This window comes from Lujinxingia vulgaris (assembly GCF_007997015.1).
Classification (GTDB): domain Bacteria; phylum Myxococcota_A; class Bradymonadia; order Bradymonadales; family Bradymonadaceae; genus Lujinxingia; species Lujinxingia vulgaris.
In genome coordinates this window covers 386,971-403,811 of sequence record NZ_VOSM01000001.1, presented here as the reverse complement: position 1 = coordinate 403,811, position 16,841 = coordinate 386,971, and the positions used below count along the sequence as shown (strand labels likewise).

Genomic DNA, 16,841 nt, shown 5'->3' with positions numbered 1-16,841 from the left:
GGGCTTATGGCGCGACAACGCACAATACTGGGAGCGCTAACCTGGGATCTCGGCGCGTTGATCGTGCTGGGACTCCTGGCCCTGCTCTGGGGAAGCCTTCAAGAGCCGAGCGTGCAGCGTACCGAGTCGCTTCAGGCCAACGGCTCACGTCCTCCCGATCGCACCGAAGGTGATGTCCTTCTCTTGCTGCCGGCCACCCCCGCCGCGCAGGCCGCGGAGCTTCGCGCGCTGGACTGCAGCTACGGATGGTTTAACGCGCTCTGGCATCATTACGGCGCCTTTGCCACCGCCCAGAGCGATAACCTCTCCCCGCAGATCCTCGCCGGACGTAGCGTGGTCATCGTGCCCGAGCGTGTGGCCCTGGGATTGCCCCGCGCCGCGCTCGGTGCCCTCGAAGACTTCGCCCGCAACGGTGGCCAGCTCGTTGTGGAGCTGCCGCGTGAGGGCTGGGAGACGATCACCGGCGTTTCCACCACCGGAACCATCGGTCAAGCCCGACGCGTCACCTCCGTTGACGGGCTGGGCGCCCACGGACCGATTCGAGAGCACCTTGTCGACGTGCCCCTCTCCGGCCCGCTCTTGCCCACTGCGCCGATGCTGCCGCGACCGGCCGGCCCCGTCATCCTTGAGGTCGAAGAGCAGCCCGGCCTGCTCGTGCAACCTCTGGGTGATGGGCAAGTCTTCACCTTGCTCTTCGACTACGCCTGCTCGCTCACCGCATTGCATCAGGGCAAACCCACGCGACAGATGGAGTTCGGCCCTCCCGGCAGCCCACGCTGGCAGCCCACCGAGGGACGCGTGGCGCATGAGCGCCTGCTCAGCTCACATGTCCCTTATGCCGACCTTCTAAAACGCGCGCTCTTCGATCGCTTCTCGGAGCATCGCCCCGTGCCGCGCCTCTGGCCCTTCCCCGGACATCATATGGGGGCGGTGACCAACGCTCACCCCAGCGCCGAGTCGCCTCGTGCCGCTCTGGGCTACGCCGACTGGGCCAGAAAGAATGAAGGTGCCGCAACGATCTTCGCGGCCGCCGATCGTTTCACCGCCTCTCAGGCTGCGCTGGCCGATCAGGTCGGCGCCGAGCTCGGCCTCTTATGGGTGCTGGGCCAGCAGCGCCCCGCCCTCACGGAGAGTCGCGGCGTCGGCGCGTTGCAGCCCTGGCTACGCGAGCTTCCCCTGGCCGAACAACGCGCCATGCTGCAGGCAAACCTGGGCGACAAGCGCCCGGTCCGACTGATGCGCACCGAAGCCTCGCTCTGGGAGAATGACTGGGACTCCACCTTCCGGCGTATCTCTGCTGCCGGGCTTCGCGTCGACACCAGCTTCGGTCCCACCAGTGCGGAGAGCTTTGGCTACCTCTTCGGTAGCGCGATGCCCTTCTACCCGATTGACTCCCGAGGGCTGCCGCTGCCGGTTCTTGAGGCGCCCTTCGTGCTCAGCGGCGCGAACATCGACCCGGCGCGCCTGCAGCGCATGCTCGTCAACAGCGAGACCTACTTTCATCAACCGCTCACGGTGAGCGTGCCCGCCGACGCGATGGCACGCGAGCCTGCCGCCGGCATCCTCCTGGGTTTCCGCAAACTTCACGCCCTTGCCCGCGATCACCAGCACTGGGTCACCACCACCGGCGACCTCATCGACTTTCTGATCGCTCGCCGCCAGTCCGTACTCACCAGCCAGTGGTCGCCGGCGGAGCAGCGGCTCACGATCTCGGTCAATGTGCTCGGCGCGCGGCTGCAAAGCGCTCCCGACGGCGCCATCGCCAGCGTCGCGTTCCCCCGTGAGTTCGACGGTCGCCCCATCCGCCGCGTGCTCGTCGACGATGAAGAGGTCGCCTCCACTCGCCTGGCCAGCAGCGGCCCCGGTGACGAGCGGATTTTGGAGATGACGCCGGGTCGCCACGTCATCACCGTCTATTACGAAGCGCCCGCGCCTTCTCCCGCGGACGCAGAGACGGAAGCCTCCACCGACGACTGAGAGATGCGGTGCGCCCGAGGTGCGCCCTCTCCTGGCGCTCGTCGCTTCAAACCTGCGGAGGGGGCACATCCTCGGGAGCGTCCCCGGGTTCCGCGCCGACCGGTGGCTCGCTCACCGAGACCGCACTCTTTCGAATGCGCCAGGCCTGGTCGCGCTGCTCCGCGGTGATATAAACCGCCCCCCACCACAGCCACGCCAGATATCCCAGCACGGTGTTCATCACCCACCCCACCAGCAATCCGCCGGCCACACCCGCTGAGCCCTGAATCACCGCCGCGCTGGCACCCAGCGAGCAGCCCATCACCCCGGCAAAGACCGCCGCAACCGCAAAGCCTGTCAGGAGTATCGCGACGTGACGCCGGGCCATCGTCGCCGATCGTGTTAACGCCTCCAACACCCCGGACTGCCCCACCGCCACCAGATAGGATGCGAAGGCCAGAAAGTAGATCGCCACAAGCCCGGGAAGCACACAGAGCACCAGCCCCACCGACACGATCGCACCGACCAGGATATTGACCAGAAAGGTCGGCCCCAGACGCGCGAGCATCCCGCGCACCACGTCGCGCAACGACATCACCGAGGATGGCCCCAGCATCGCCAGGTCGCGCAGCACCCGAAAAAGCAACACCCGCAGGGTGAGCACCACCGCGATCTCCAGCGCGCTGATGCTCTGCAGCAGGATCGCCTGCATGCCCCCGGCCGGCAACGGATCGCCGGCCTGTTGCCCCCAGATCAACGCTGCACTTACCGCCACGAAGACGAAATCCACCGCGGCGATTGCCAGCCAGGGCACCAGCACCGTGCCCCACCCCAGGCGTACCAGGCGCGAGAAGTTCTGCCCCAGCTCATCCATGCCCGTGGGCGGCCTCGCTTCCACCTTCCTCGATTGTTCTGCCATCGCCCTCCCCCTTTGCGTCACCATCAACGCACTGCTGGCGGCCGGCCTTGCGCCGCTGCGGGCTCAATGCTACATCCTGCGGCCACTGCAACAGCGCCCCTACCCGGGCCTGTCGCCGCCCCCGTAGCCCAACCGGTAGAGGCAGCGGACTTAAAATCCGTCCAGTCCGGGTTCGAATCCCGGTGGGGGCATCTGCCTTCAACTCTCCAAACCTAAGCGCTGAGGCCTGCCCCCCAAACCGGCGTCAGGCACACGCGGCTATCCCGACGACAGCGTCCCCCCGTTTATCTGTCCTCCGCCGCCTCGCCACTCCGCCCCGCGCTCAGGGATCGAAGCCGGCCCTCTGGCCAGCTCTCCCGGCATGTGCGGGCTCCCCTTGCTCTGCCTCTCTCACGCCCCCTGCGCCTCAGTCCGACGACGGCTGCCGCTCGAGCGTAAACTCCCCGAGCAGCTCGCGACTGTCCTGATCCCGGACCTCTCCTCCGTCGGCCAGCGCAGCGTCGCTCATCTGCACCAACCAGACCTCGCCAGCACCATAAAGGGTGAGCTCTCCATCATCGAGATCCTGGCCGTAGGCAACCAGACTTCCCTCCACCTCCCGCGATTCCTCCCCGACCACCTGCACCTCGCCAGCAACGTCGTACTGACTGGTGGCGATACAGGCGTCGGCCGACGCGATCAACGTGCGATTCCCACAGAGGTGCTGGCGAAGACTTCCGGTCTGCTGAGCGTCGACAGGCGCCGGCTCCAGCGTCAGCGTAAACGCCACCTCCGCCCCCTCGTAGGTGAGATTGCCGGACCACTGGCCCACCACAACCTCGGCCATCTCGCTGGCGCCAAAGCTGTAGCCCTCCACAGCCTCGTCCCCACACCCCAGCGCAATCGGGTTCAGAAGAAAAAAGGCGCCCAGCGCGCAGGCCGCCATACATGATCGAACCAGAGCATCGTGTCGCATCACCACTCCATACATCAGGCCGTTAGACACATCGGCCGTTTGAGCATTTGAGAGAAAGCAGGTGGGAGAAAGTCTGCGCCAGATGCGCCTCCCTTCGCAAGGGAGATGCTTCTCCCGCGCGCTCTCGTGCTTTTACTTAGGTCGAGGTGACTCCGCTCCCCTACACGAGACGTCGTATGCGCTCGCTCCTGCTCAAAGTACTCGCGCTCATCATTCCGCCCCTGGCGATCACCCTGCCTCAGCTTGCGGCCGCCCCCGGTCGCTCGGTGGGAGCCATCTCCGACCGCTTCTTTGAGGAGGTGCTGATCATCCCGGCAGGATACGCCTTCGCTGTCTGGGGGTTTATCTACGCAGGCATCCTCGCGCTGGCGGTCGCTCAGATCGTGCCGCGCTTTGCCCGGCAAGAGCGCTACTCCCGCGCGAGGTTGCCGCTGATCATCAACATGCTTTTCAATGCCGCGTGGTTGCTCGTCTGGCAGAGCCTGCTCTTCGGCTGGGCGCTCGTGGTGATCGTCGGACAACTTGCCAGCGCGTTGTGGCTTTACCGGGCGTTCGCCGCACAGCAGGGGCACCCCGACCCGACGCTGCGCGAGGGCTGGTCGCTGGCGCGTGTGATTCGCTGGCCGCTGGGCACCTACTGCGGCTGGCTGACGCTCGCGACGGTACTCAACGCCTCCAGCGTGCTCGTCATCGCCGGGTGGCAGGGATGGGGCTTGAGCGCGGCGACCTGGGCGGTCATCATGCTCCTGGCCGCCGCCGTGATCGGCGTGGCGCTGCGCATAGGTCTTGATGAGCCCGCGGTCGCGCTGGTCTTTGTCTGGGCGCTTATCGCCGTCGTGCTGGCTGAAGGACAGCCGCTCAGCGTGCAAAGCGTGGCCGGCGGGCTCGCGCTGCTCTTTCTTGGTCTGGCCCTGCCGGCAGCGCGGGGTTGGATCGCAGGTAGCGACCGCCCGGAGCGCCAGCACACCGAGGCCAGCGCCAGCCTTCCCGTCGTCACCGAGGCCGACCCCGCCTGAGTCCCCTTTGAAGATCTATTATAACGATCATGTGCAGGTTCCGCTGCCTCCCGGGCACCGCTTCCCGATGGCCAAGTACGGAATGCTCCACCGCGCCCTCCTGGAAGAAGGCGTGGCGAGCCCGGGCCAGCTCCATCCGTCGCCGGCCTTAGAACCTGCCCAGCTCATCGCCGCGCATGATCCCGCCTACGTCGAGGCCTTCCTGGCGGGGACGCTGGAACGATCCGCGATACGACGCATTGGTCTGCCCTGGAGCGAGGCTTTTGTTGAGCGGGTTCGTACCTCCATGGGTGGCACCCTGCTCGCCACCCTCCATGCCCTCGAATCCGGCATCAGCGGCAACCTTGCCGGCGGCACTCACCACGCCCATCGCGATCAGGGGGGCGGGTTCTGTGTGTTCAACGATCTTGCCATCGCTGCGCTCTCCCTCATCGCCAGCGGAGACGTCCGACGCGTGGCGATCGTCGACCTGGATGTGCATCAGGGCGATGGCAGCGCGACAATCCTCAAAGACACCCCCGACGTCTTCACCTTGAGCGTGCATTGCGAAAAGAATTACCCCTTTCATAAACCTGCGAGCGACCTCGACGTCGCGCTTCCCGACAGCTGCGACGATGCCACCTACCTTGGCGCGCTGGAACAGGCGCTGGAATCCGTCTGGCGTCACCGTCCCGAGCTCATTATTTACCAGGCCGGCGTCGATCCGCTGGCCGAAGACAGCCTGGGTCGCATGAACCTCACACTACGAGGGCTTGCTGAGCGCGACCGCATGGTGCTCTCCCAGGCCTACCACCGAAACGTCCCTGTCGCGTTGACACTCGGCGGCGGCTACGCTCGTCCCATCGAACCCACCGTCGAGGCCTACCTGCAGACCTACCGTATCGCCCGATCGATCTTTGGCGGCTGAGGCTCAACGCGAGTAAGGGTGGCCCACTTCATCGCCCAGAGCCTTTAAGAAGTCTTCCATCACCGCGATCCGACGTCGCGCGACGCGACGGGCCGCGTCCGTGTGCAGCATCGCGGGCAGCTTGAAGAGCTTGGCAAAGACGTGGTCCAGGGTGAAGACGCCGTCATCCGGTTCGCGCGCCGTACAAAAGGGATCGTCGGTGTGAAAAGACGCGCGACCCAGCGCTCCGCCCGTCTCCAGCGTGCGCATCAACCCGACCGCTCCGAGCGCGTCGAGACGATCAGCATCGCACACGATCTTCGCCTCGAGCGATTCCGGCACAAAACTCGCCGAATACGAGTGCCGCTGGATCGCCTCAAAGAGCAGGTCGCGTTGCTCCGAGCTCATCCGCTCTCCGACCCACGTCAATGCAGCCTCGGCCGAGAGGGTTGAGGCATCGCGGCGATTGGGATGGTCTTTGGGCAGGTTCACCAGATCATGCAGCCAGGCGGCAACCTCGATCACCTCGCGGTCCCCTCCCTCTTGCTCCCATAGCATCATCGCGACGCGGTGCACCCGCTCCAGGTGCGCCATATCGTGGCCCGCGGTCGAGGCCATCGCGGTGTGCGCGTGGGCTTTGGCCAACTCCGCCAGCGACGTCGTGGATGTCGCGTGCTTGAGGGTGTCCGTCATCATCTCCTCCTGGTTCTGTTGTCACACATCGCTTCGCCCCCTTCTCCGACGTAGCAGCCTTCGATGCAAGCGAGTCATCGCGTTCGCACTCCATGTTATCCCGACCGAAAACACAGGAGGCGACCTCCTGGATGGAGGTCGCCTCGGGGTGGATCAGGAGATATCCGTCGCGCTTAGCTGAAGATATCGAGATCGTCTTCTTTCAACGCAAAGCGCTGTGCGATGGGGCTGTCGGCGATGCCGGCATGACGGCGCAGCGCGCGGTGAATGTGCTCCGGACGCAGCCGTACCCCCTCATACTCCAGCGCCAGGGAGGTCGGGTTGACGTTGAAGGGGCGCTGCTCCTCGTCGGTGGCGCCGATAACGCGGTTGCCACGAATGCCGTTACCGAGGGCCATGACCGATCCGATGGCCCAGTGGTCCTTACCCTGGTCGGGGTTGTAGGTCGGCGTGCGCCCGAAGTCAGACGCCATGACCACGACGATCTGATCGCGCAGCCCCATCCGCTCGGCCTCTTCGAGCAGGAAGTCCACCGCGTTGAGAACCAGCTGCAGCTTGGGAAGCTGCTCGCTGTCGTTCTGCGCGTGGCTGTCGAAGCCGTTGAGCACCAGGTTCACGCTGACGGAAAGCCCGGCCTTAAAGGCAGCGAGCGCCACCAGGGCCTGAGCCTTCATCTCATTATCGCGCGGAAGTTCGCTGGGAAGATGCTCGCGCACCCGACGCAGCTCTCGGGCGCCCATGCGGGCGGTGAATAAGGCGCTTCGCGCGGTCTGCTCGGTGGGAAGATGGCTGGCGTTCTGCCGGGCCGAGTGACGCGCATCCACGGCCTGGCGGATCATCTCCGCGGCCCGGGGAGCGTGGTAGGGCTTGCTGGCGTGTCCCTCCTTATGGTCGGGGTCTGCCAGCCCACGCAGGTGGCTGACGTTGCTCACGCGTGTGAGCGGCAGGAGCGCACCGGTGGCGTCATGCCCCCCGTAGCTCAAGTACGAGAGGGGTAAGGTGGGCGCATGCGCCGCGGCAGCGAGCGCAGCGAAGGTCGGGTACTCCGGGTTCTCCAGGCTCCCGGTCCAGGCGTAGCGCTCCCCGGCGGCGTGGCTGGTCGTGGCCATATCCACACCGTTGAGCACGAGCAACTCGCTGGCGTACTTCTCAAAGAAGTACTGGTTGTTGCCCACCGGCGCGTACGTGATGGGGCTGGAGGCGATGGAGCCAATATCTCCCTGACCGTAGGCCTGGTTGATGTTGTTCACGCCCTTCGGATCGCAGAGGTAGGTGGTATCCCAGCCCCCGATGGCGTTGACCATCACGTAGTAGGGGCCCGGGTAGTTCATCTCTTCAGCGCGAACGCTACGCGTCAGGGCCATCGGAGACACAACGGTCATGCCGGCGATGCCAGCGAGTTTGATGAAGTCGCGACGGTTCATAGAAACCTCCTTAGAGGTAGAGGAACTCAAACGAGGACACGAGGTAACTGATCACGCCGGCCCAGGCGCGCACCGCATAGGTGGGATCGCGCTCCAGGGAGTCTCCGCGGCAGTAATCTTCGAGTCGCTCGGGGTAGTCAGGGTCGTCCGCAGCCATACCGGCCTGCCCGTCTTCCATGAGATCGACGAAGAGCTCGTAGGTGCGGTCGATCTCGGCGTGGTTCGCCGGCAGATCTTCACCGAGGATGCGCAGGTGAAGGTGCTGGATGTTCTCGCGGATGCGCGCTTCGGCCTGCGCATTGCCGGGCAGGTCGTCGCGCTCGACATGGGGGAAGAGCAATCGCTGAGCGGCCGGCTCTTCAAAGTCATGAGGCACGTTCTGGCAGGCCAACTCGTTGGCCATGACCATAGAGACGGCACCCATGACGCCGCTGGGCGTGTCGAGACGCTCGGTGAGGTTGTCGTAGTTGATGCCTCCATAGAGGTAGCGGTACAGGTGGGGCGCGAAGGCCTCAAAGGGGCCCCACATCCACTGGCGGCCGAAGACCGAAGTGATACGTCGGGTCATCGCCTCGGGGTGAAGAAGGCGCGGACCGCCGAATTCTTCCAATTGCACTTGCCGCTCGGGCGTCAACGTCTGCGGGTCGATGTCCTCGGCGCGGAAGTAGGGGCTAAAGACCAACTCACGAAAGGCCACCCGGGCACTCTCGTTGCTGTTTCGCATCTGGGTCGCGACACGCTGCAGGAAGGCATCCTGTACGCGGAAGGCGCGCAGGCGCTCCTCGTAGTTGGGCGCAGTCGGATCCGCGGGCTTGTTGAGTACCGGGCGGCGAAGCACCACCTGGTAGAGGTGGCTGACCATCGTGTGGAAGAAGCGGGGGTCATCCGCCACGCGCTGCCCCAGCCAACGGAGCCCCTGCCAGACATCTTCCTCGGGGATCTCCTCTCCGTTGAACCCGGCGGGGAACATCCCGTCAAATCGGTCATCGCGGATGGGCAGGTAGTGCCCGTAATTGTTGTAGGTCCGGTAGAGCTGGGCGACCGGGTCCATCGGGACGTGGCACACCGCGCAATCCGCCGCGTTTCGCGTGGGGTTTTCAATATCGGCCACCGCCGTCGGGTCCGACGCTTCGGTGGTCAGGTTGTTGATGTCGACGCCCAGAAAGAGCAGGTAGAAGAACGAGGAGCGTCGCCGGTTGAGGTTGGTGTTCGTCGAGGGATAACGCCCCGTCATCATATACGAGGTCAGGGCACCGGCGTGGGGATACTCACCCTGCATGCCGGAGACCGGTGAGAGCTGCGCCGGTTTGAACTCCAGCTTGTTGGTGGGGTCTTCAAAGGTGACCTGATCCTCAACGCCGTAGGACTTCGCCGAGTAGGGGTTGACCATCAGGTAATCGGCCGTAACAAATTCGCTGATCGGCAGGTCGTTTTTGACGATATGCGAGAAGAGGGCCAGCGGCTCACGGCCCAGTCCGTGCCTCCCCAGCAACGCCAGCTCATTGCGCTCCTCCACACTCAAACCCATCTCAGCCCACCAGCGGCGGTCCGGGTAGTGGTTGGAGTTGAGCACGTTGTCGGGCGGGTTGCCGTTGATGAAATAGTCGGTCAAGAAGATGTCGGCGAGCCCTTCTTCGAGGCGATCGTAGAAGGCTTGCTCGTTGTAGAGGGTCTCGAGCACCTGCTCGACGCCTTCTTCGCCTTCGGCCTGCACCAGCGCGATCTCAGACGCCGTCGGCACGCGGCTGGCCAGAGACAGGGTCATGCGGCTGAGCCAGTCGAGGTCGTTCATGAAAGTGACGCCCTCGAAGAAGCCCTCCTCATCGAGTTCCACGCCGCCGGGGCAGGGATCGGGGCTGTCGAGACGAGTGGAGAATTCGCGCAGGTTGTCGGCCTGCCAGCTGTCGGGGGCGAAGACTTCGCCGCCGCCGTGGATCACCTGACCGGTGGCCTTCAGCAGCAGGAGGGGCTGGTCGTCGAACTCCTCGAGGCGCTCTCGGGCAAAGCCGGAGAGTTCATCGTAGTTACGCGAGAGGTAGTCCTCGGCATAGAGGCGCTGGTTGGCGAGCTCAAAGTCGCTGTTGACCGCGCCGAAGCCGTTCTCTCCGTGGCAGGACTGGCACTGGCGCTCGATCACCTCGGTGAACACCTCGCGCTCAAAGAACTGGGCGTGGGAGCGGCAGGGCTCTTCCCCGTCCGGGGTGTTGCCGGGGTGGGGATCGACGGGATCAGAAGGGTCGGCGGGGTCGTCCGGATCCGAAGGGTTCGAGGGATCGAAGGGGTTTCCAGGCTGACCGGGTTCAAAGGGGTTGGAAGGGTCCTCAGGCACGTAGCCATCATCGGGCCTGTCGACAGAATCCTCCCCGGGAGCGGGAACCTTGTCGGGGTGTCCCTCCACGTTGAGTTGGCCCTCGCAAGCGCTAAGCGCCAGGGTGGCGACCCACAGGGTCAACAGCGTCAACCCCCTTACTTTGTCGTGTCTGATGTCCATGGTACTCCTCGTCGGCTGGACTCGCCAGGACGTCGCACTGCGACGGTGTTGCCAGCTTTCCCCTCGATGCGAGCCAGAACGGGTCGCTCGAGGATTGGGCAAGCTAACACAGCCCAAAAAAGCAAAAAACCAACAAAAACAAGCACTTACAACGCTTCACACACTGTTTCATCACGTCGTAGGCTTCCCCTATGTCACCATCTACAGACCCGGCATCGTCGCCCTCCCCTGTTGCCTCCTCTGCTCCCGAAGGCGGCGATTCCCATGAACCGGAGAGCGCCACGATGACGTGGCGCCGCCTCTTCGGGCTGGCTCGTCCCCACTGGCGTCCCCTGGCGCTTGCGACACTGGCGCTGGTGATCGGCTCGGGTATCACGCTGGCCTACCCCCAGGTGGGACGGGTGGTGGTGGATGAGGTGCTCTCGGAGGGAGCGAGCTACGATCTGAGCACGGTAGGCGGAGCGCTGCTGGGACTCTTCCTGGTGCAGGCGGTCTTTTTCAGCCTGCGCTACTACCTGTTCACGGTGGTGGGCGACCGAGTCGTGGCGGACCTGCGAACGTCGCTCTACGGCGCGATCATTGGCCGGGAGATGGCGTTTTTCGACCGTACGCGCACCGGCGAACTGACGAGCCGCCTGGCCAGCGACACCCAGCTTTTGCAGAGTGTCGTGACGACCAACCTTTCGATGGCGCTGCGCTACGGCGTTCAGGCGCTGGGCGGGTTGGTGCTGCTCTTTGTGACCAACGTGCGCCTCTCGCTCGTGATGATCGTGGTGCTGCCGGTGGTGGTAGGCGCAGCGATGGTCTACGGGCGACGGGTGCGACGGCTCTCACGCGAGGTGCAGGACGCGATCGCCGACTCCACCTCGCTGGCTGAGGAGAGCATCGCGGGGGTGCGCACGGTGCGCAGCTTCGGACGCGAGGCTGCCGAGCGAGAGCGCTACAGTGAGGCGATTGAGCGGAGCTTTTCTCTGGCGAAGAGCCGGGCGGTGCTGGGGGGTATCTTTGGCGGCGGCGTCACGTTTCTGGCGTACGCCACCATCGCGGTGATCGTGTGGGTGGGAGGACACCAGGTGTTGAGCGGAGCGATGAGCGCCGGGGAGCTGACCGCCTATATTCTCTACGTGCTCTTTGTGGCCGTGTCTCTCGGGGTGCTCAGCGGGCTCTGGACCGACTTCGCCCGTGCGCTGGGGGCGGGCGAACGCGTGTTCGGGCTTTTGGATGCCGCAACCGCCGACCGACGCCGCGAGGGATCCGTCGCTGGTAGCTCATCGGCGGTCATCACCCGCGGACACGTCCAGTTCAATGACGTCTCGTTTACCTATCCGACGCGACGCGACTCACCGGTTCTGAGAGGTGTGAGGTTTGAGGTGCACCCGGGGCAGAAGCTGGCGATTGTCGGCGCATCAGGAGCCGGCAAAAGCACCATCGCCAACCTTCTCTCGGCCTTCTACGCGCCGGATGACGGCGAGGTCTATGTCGATGGGTTAACGCTGGAGGCATATTCGGAGGAGGCGTTGCGCGATGGCATCGGGATGGTGGCGCAGGAGCCGGTGCTCTTCTCGGGAACGGTCCGGGAGAACGTGCGCTACGGACGGCCCGAGGCTGATGAGGGGGCGATACGCGAAGCGCTACGGGCAGCAAACGCGCTCGACTTCGTCGAGGAGTTCCCGGAAGGGTTGGATACGGTGGTCGGAGAGCGAGGTGTTCGGCTGAGCGGTGGTCAGAAGCAGCGCGTAGCGATTGCGCGAGCCCTGCTCAAAGATCCCCGTGTTTTGATTCTCGATGAAGCGACGAGCGCACTGGATGTGGAGAGTGAAGCGCTGGTCCAGGAAGCCCTCGATCGCCTGATGGAGGGTCGTACCACGTTGATCATCGCCCATCGCCTGTCGACGGTCGCGCGTGCCGATCAGATGATCGTGCTCGACCGAGGGGTATTGGTGGAGGCGGGCTCACCGGCTGAGCTGATCGACAAGGGCGGGGTTTACGCCCGTATGGTGCAGATGCAGGCCATTGAGGACTCGGTGTCAAAGACGACGAGCTGGTAGGCGTTCGTAGTTCCCGACAAAAAAGAAGCCCCGACGCGTGTGCCGGGGCTTCTTTTTTTGTGTGAGGCGTCGTCGTAAGAGCTCAGCGCCGTCCGAACTTCTGGGTCCAGTAGATGCCGTAGTCATTGCTCAGGCTACGGTCGCGGAAGACGCCGACGCCCAGCTCATTGAAGTCAGGGTTCATGATGTTGGAGCAGTGTCCGTCGCTGTCCATCCAACCGGCCATGACTTCTTCGGCGCTGGTCTGGCCGGCGGCGATGTTTTCGCCCTGCGGGGTACCGCCGGTGTAGCCGGCCGCATCGATGCGATCGAAGGGTGTCTCCCCGGTGAAGGGGTTGACGTGCTCGAAGTAGTCGCGCTCGGCCATGTCTTTGCTGTGCAGACGGGCGGCGCAGCGCAGCACGCCCTCTCCGATGACGGGAGGTGCCGGCTCGAAGACGCCTTCGGTGCCACAGTCGGCGCCTTCGGCGCGTCGCAGGTTTACGATGTGCACAACCTGCTCTTCCATCGCGGCCAGCTCCTCATCCCAGTCGGGGAGCGAGGAGCAGTCGGCGACGGGGGCCTTATCGGGGAGGCAGGCCTCGAGCGCTTCCATCGAGCAGGAGGCCTGCGCGGCGCAGAAGGCCTCTCCCTGGAAGTAGTCTTGCTCGACACAGGCGGTGACGCAGGCGTTTTGCCCCATACGCGCGCCGTCGGTGTAGGTGAGGTTCATGTCGCAGGTCTCGTAGATGTTGGCGCAGGCCATCTCGCAGAGTTCCTGGGGGTCATCCGGGATATAGAGCGGCTCATCGTCGGGCTCTCCGCAGCCCACACCGATCGCGAGGGCAGCCACGGGGACGAGCGCGGCGAGCTGCCAGAAGTTGAGGATGTTGCGCATGGTACGACTCCAGATTGTGCAGTGAGAAAGGCGTCCGGCCTGCGAGCGGGGGCAGGCCGGCGAAACCTTCTCATAAGGGGTGTTACGCGTCCAGATCCTCGTCGAGCGCGTCGATGACCTCTTCGATGCGCGCGCGCGGCACGGCTCCCTGGCGGATGATCACGACCTCCTCGTCGGTGATGTCGACCACGGTTGAGCCCGGGGCCTGGGGCAGATCACCGGCATCAACAAAGAGATCGACGCGCCCGACGAAGTTTTTTCTCACCTGAGCCGGAGAGCTCTCCCCGGACTTGTTGCCGCGATTGGCGCTGGAGACGAGTACGGGGCCGGCGAAGCGCTCGACGACCTTCTGGACCAGGGTCGACTCGGGCACGCGAACGCCGATTTTGCCGTTGGCTTTGGTCAGCTGCTTGACCACGCCCCGGGGGAGCTCATCGCTGGCCTCAAAGAGGAGGGTGAGGCCGCCGGGCCAGATGGCTTTCATCAGCGCGCTGGCAGCCGGGTCGACATCCCTGGCGACTTCATGGAGGCGGTTGATCTTATCGATGAACACCAGGCAGGGAGCTTTGTGGACGCGGCGCTTGGACTGGAAGACACGCATGACGGCGTCTTCGTTCTTGAGGTCCGCCAGGATGCGATAGGTGCCTTTGCAAGGAAGACAGATCAATCCCCCCTGCTCCAGGACACGAACCGACTCATTGATGGCCTCAGCGGTTGCAGCAGCGTCGGACTCCAGCTTGATGATGTTCATAGACAAAAGCCTCCAGGCAAAGGAACGAAGGGGCCAGCCGGTGTGGATGACGCCCGGTGAACAGCGGCCAGTACGCACCGCAGCGCTATCATAGCACGAGGAGGGAACGGGCCCATGAGCGAATTTTCGTCCGGTGGAGTTCGCCGGCTCACCACTTTTGAAGAAGCTGCACGTAGAAGCGAACAAGATCGAGGTAGGCTTCTGTGGCGATGCGCTCGTCGGTGCCGTGGATGCGTTCGAGATCTCGGGCGGTCAGGGCGACGGCCTGAAAGCGGAAGACGTTGGGGGTAAGGGAGGTGAAGTGGCGACCGTCGGCTGCCGCGATCAACATATTGGGGGCGACGGGGATAGGTCCGAAGACCTCATGAACGGCGTCGCGCAGGGCCAGAAACCCCTGGCTCTCCATCGATGCGAGAGGCCCCGGCTCGGCGCGCATCTCCCCGACCGGTGTTACGGAAATCTCCGGGTCGTCGACGACCTCATTGATATGAGCGATCACGGAGGCGATGGAGTCGCGGGGATGAATTCGAATGTTGAGCGTGGCGGTGGCCTGCTGCGGCAACACGTTTTCACGGGGGCTTGCGCGCAGCATGGTAGGCGCAAACGTGGTTCTGAGCGCGGCGTGCGTCGAGGGGCTTTTCGCCATCTGCGCAATCACCAGGGGCTCGGTCAGCCAGAGGTTTCCAAAAACCAGGCGCATCCCGAAGTCCATATGGGGAGCGGCCTCCTCGAACATCATGCGCGTGGGACCGTCGATGGCCGCGGGCATCGGATGCTGATGAATTCGCTCCAGCGCGCGGGCCAGCTTGAGCGCAGCGAGCTCCTTCGGCGGCATGGAGGCGTGCCCACCTTCGGATGAGGCGGTGAGTTCGATCGTGACGTAGCCCTTCTCGGTGATCCCCACCAGAGCGATGGCCCCCTCAATACCGGGGACGATGCCATCGGCGATGATCAGGCCCTCGTCGTAGACAGCGGCAAGTTTTACGCCATCGGCCTGGAATCTCTGTGCGACCACGCGGGCGCCCCGGGTGCCGCCCACCTCTTCGTCGTGTCCGAAGATCAGGTGAAGGGTATGACGGGGCTCTTTGCCGCGTTCGAGCTGCTGCTCCAACGCCTCCATCAAAGCCATCACGTTGTGTTTGTTATCGAGAGCCCCGCGGCCCCAGACGTAGCCGTCCTCAACTGCGCCCGCAAAAGGAGGATGTGTCCAATCGCTCTCGGTGCCGGCCTCGACCGGGACCACGTCCTGGTGTGCAAGGAACGCGACCGCCGGAAGATCCGGCTCTGAGCCCGGGATGGTAAACAGAAGGGTGGCGTCGTTGATAACTTCTTTTGATGCCCGCGAGTGAACGCGCGGGAACCACTCCTCAAGCTGACGATGGAGCTCCCGGAAGTGTTCCAGATCGGGGGTATCCGGGGTCGGCGAGGTGGTGGGGATGGTCAATGCCTGGGCGAGTCGGGTGATCGGAGCGAGTTCGTCGGAGAGGGACGGAGGGTCAAGCTCGGCGGGCTCGGTGGAGGGACTGAGTAGAGCGGCACGCACGATTGCGACGGCAAGAAGTGCCGTCACGACAAGGCCGATGAGCATCGCGGCGCGAATCCACAGGGTCTTCATCCAGTCTCCAGTGCCACCGAGTTTATTCATCCCGCTCAGGTCGACGGTCAGAGTAGCAGGCCCTGCCCTGCCGGCCGAGTGAGCGAAACGTGACGCGACTTCGAAACGACGATCATTCCGCGAGAATCGCCGGGTCGAGGGTGACGCTGATCGGGCAGTGGTCGGATCCCATGACCTGATCGTGGATGCGGGCGTCGACGACAAACTCCATCGCGGCCGGAGAGGCGTAGATGTAGTCGATGCGCCAGCCTACGTTGCGGGCACGCACATCGCCACGCTGACTCCACCAGGTGTAGCGCTCTTCGACGTCGCCGTGGACCGCGCGAAAGGTGTCGACCCACCCGGCGTCGAGCCATCGGTCGAGCTCCTCGCGTTCTTCAGGACGAAAACCGCTTGTGGCTTCATTGGACTTTGGCCGCGCGAGATCGATGGCGCGATGCGCGGTGTTAAAGTCGCCCATCACCAGGATGCGCTCTCCGCTGGCCAGGCCCTCAGCGAGCATCTCACGGAGGTGCTTGTAGAAGTCGAGCTTGTAGGGGATGCGGCTGAGGTCACGGTTCTTACCGCTGCCGTTAGGGAAGTAGACATTGAGAATCTTTAGCTTACCCACCTGCGCGATCTGAACTCTTCCCTCGACATCGAAGGCTTCGACGTCCACGGAGTTCAGAACGCTGTCGAGTGGCGTGCGGCTGTAGATCCCCACACCGCTGTAGCCCTTGCGTTCGGCGGGGTTGAAGTAGGTATGCCAGCCCTCCGGCTCGCGGCTGGCGCGTGTAAGTTGCTCGGGAAGTGCGCGAACTTCCTGGAGGCCGATCAGATCAGCCTCACTCGCATCGAGCCAATCGAGGAAACCTTTGCGGACACAGGCGCGCAGCCCATTGACGTTCCAGCTGTAGACTTTCAAGAGGGAGCTCCTTCAAAAACGTAAAAACAACGCGAGTTGAGCGGGGCAGGACCTGCAGGATGAGGCAACCCGGCGCTCGGAGGAAGAGATGTATCGGCGCATGCGCCAGGCCGTCAAACGGCGGGGGCCCCGGTTGCGCACGTAACGCGGTGCGTGCTAGAGCTGGAGGGGTAGAAGATGGCGGTTTTGCCCCCGTCGACGAGGACTACGAGAGGGGGCGATCAAGCGCAGCCAGCGTTGCAGAAAGCATGGCAGGAAGCGGCGTCGAAACCGAGGTGCCGCTGCCGACCAGGGCAGCGCGGAGGC

At 64.3% G+C, this 16,841-nt stretch carries 13 protein-coding genes and 1 tRNA gene; 5 read left to right on the top strand and 9 right to left on the bottom strand.

The window, feature by feature from the left end; translation table 11 throughout:
• The first annotated feature begins 6 nt into the window (after window positions 1–6).
• The gene (locus FRC98_RS01605) at window positions 7–1,977 is read left to right on the top strand and encodes a polysaccharide deacetylase family protein (RefSeq protein WP_146979558.1); all 1,971 of its coding nucleotides are present in this window, start codon (window positions 7–9) and stop codon (window positions 1,975–1,977) included.
• A 46-nt stretch (window positions 1,978–2,023) separates the two neighbouring features.
• Here FRC98_RS01605 and FRC98_RS01600 read toward each other — a convergent pair whose 3' ends face one another.
• On the bottom strand, window positions 2,024–2,875 hold the full coding sequence (locus FRC98_RS01600) for a hypothetical protein (RefSeq protein ID WP_146979557.1): 852 nt from the start codon (window positions 2,873–2,875) through the stop codon (window positions 2,024–2,026).
• A 117-nt stretch (window positions 2,876–2,992) separates the two neighbouring features.
• Here FRC98_RS01600 and FRC98_RS01595 point away from each other — a divergent pair.
• A tRNA-Leu gene (locus FRC98_RS01595) sits at window positions 2,993–3,066 on the top strand.
• A 215-nt stretch (window positions 3,067–3,281) separates the two neighbouring features.
• Here FRC98_RS01595 and FRC98_RS01590 read toward each other — a convergent pair.
• Window positions 3,282–3,830 carry a hypothetical protein gene (locus FRC98_RS01590; protein ID WP_146979556.1) on the bottom strand — a complete coding sequence of 183 codons (549 nt, stop codon included), beginning with the start codon at window positions 3,828–3,830 and terminating at the stop codon, window positions 3,282–3,284.
• A 176-nt stretch (window positions 3,831–4,006) separates the two neighbouring features.
• On the opposite strand from FRC98_RS01590, the gene FRC98_RS01585 reads away from it, so the two are divergent.
• Window positions 4,007–4,846, top strand: coding sequence for a TspO-related membrane protein (locus FRC98_RS01585; RefSeq protein WP_146979555.1), 840 nt, complete (start codon window positions 4,007–4,009; stop codon window positions 4,844–4,846).
• Window positions 4,847–4,853: 7 nt separating this feature from the next.
• Window positions 4,854–5,753 carry a histone deacetylase family protein gene (locus FRC98_RS01580; protein ID WP_146979554.1) on the top strand — a complete coding sequence of 300 codons (900 nt, stop codon included), beginning with the start codon at window positions 4,854–4,856 and terminating at the stop codon, window positions 5,751–5,753.
• A 3-nt stretch (window positions 5,754–5,756) separates the two neighbouring features.
• Here FRC98_RS01580 and FRC98_RS01575 read toward each other — a convergent pair whose 3' ends face one another.
• From FRC98_RS01575 to FRC98_RS01565, 3 genes are all read right to left on the bottom strand, one after another.
• Entirely contained in the window at window positions 5,757–6,425 is a 669-nt protein-coding gene (locus tag FRC98_RS01575; RefSeq protein WP_230467167.1) for an HD domain-containing protein, read from the bottom strand.
• A 173-nt stretch (window positions 6,426–6,598) separates the two neighbouring features.
• A complete protein-coding gene (locus FRC98_RS01570) occupies window positions 6,599–7,849 on the bottom strand; it encodes a DUF1501 domain-containing protein (RefSeq protein ID WP_146979552.1) in 1,251 nt (416 codons plus the stop codon).
• A 10-nt stretch (window positions 7,850–7,859) separates the two neighbouring features.
• Window positions 7,860–10,340: a hypothetical protein gene (locus FRC98_RS01565; RefSeq protein ID WP_146979551.1), complete on the bottom strand. Its 2,481-nt coding sequence runs from the start codon at window positions 10,338–10,340 to the stop codon at window positions 7,860–7,862.
• A gap of 284 nt (window positions 10,341–10,624) precedes the next feature.
• On the opposite strand from FRC98_RS01565, the gene FRC98_RS01560 reads away from it, so the two are divergent.
• Window positions 10,625–12,388: an ABC transporter ATP-binding protein gene (locus FRC98_RS01560; RefSeq protein WP_230467166.1), complete on the top strand. Its 1,764-nt coding sequence runs from the start codon at window positions 10,625–10,627 to the stop codon at window positions 12,386–12,388.
• Window positions 12,389–12,470: 82 nt separating this feature from the next.
• On the opposite strand, the gene FRC98_RS01555 is transcribed toward FRC98_RS01560, so the two are convergent.
• The 4 genes from FRC98_RS01555 to FRC98_RS01540 form a co-directional block, all read right to left on the bottom strand.
• The gene (locus FRC98_RS01555) at window positions 12,471–13,265 is read right to left on the bottom strand and encodes a CAP domain-containing protein (protein ID WP_146979549.1); all 795 of its coding nucleotides are present in this window, start codon (window positions 13,263–13,265) and stop codon (window positions 12,471–12,473) included.
• A gap of 82 nt (window positions 13,266–13,347) precedes the next feature.
• Complete coding sequence (locus FRC98_RS01550; protein WP_146979548.1) at window positions 13,348–14,016, bottom strand: L-threonylcarbamoyladenylate synthase; 669 nt, start codon at window positions 14,014–14,016, stop codon at window positions 13,348–13,350.
• A gap of 148 nt (window positions 14,017–14,164) precedes the next feature.
• On the bottom strand, window positions 14,165–15,631 hold the full coding sequence (locus FRC98_RS01545) for a M20/M25/M40 family metallo-hydrolase (RefSeq protein WP_230467165.1): 1,467 nt from the start codon (window positions 15,629–15,631) through the stop codon (window positions 14,165–14,167).
• Window positions 15,632–15,743: 112 nt separating this feature from the next.
• Window positions 15,744–16,535 (bottom strand): exodeoxyribonuclease III, encoded by a 792-nt coding sequence (locus FRC98_RS01540; protein WP_146979546.1) that lies wholly within the window; start codon window positions 16,533–16,535, stop codon window positions 15,744–15,746.
• Window positions 16,536–16,841: the final 306 nt, after the last annotated feature.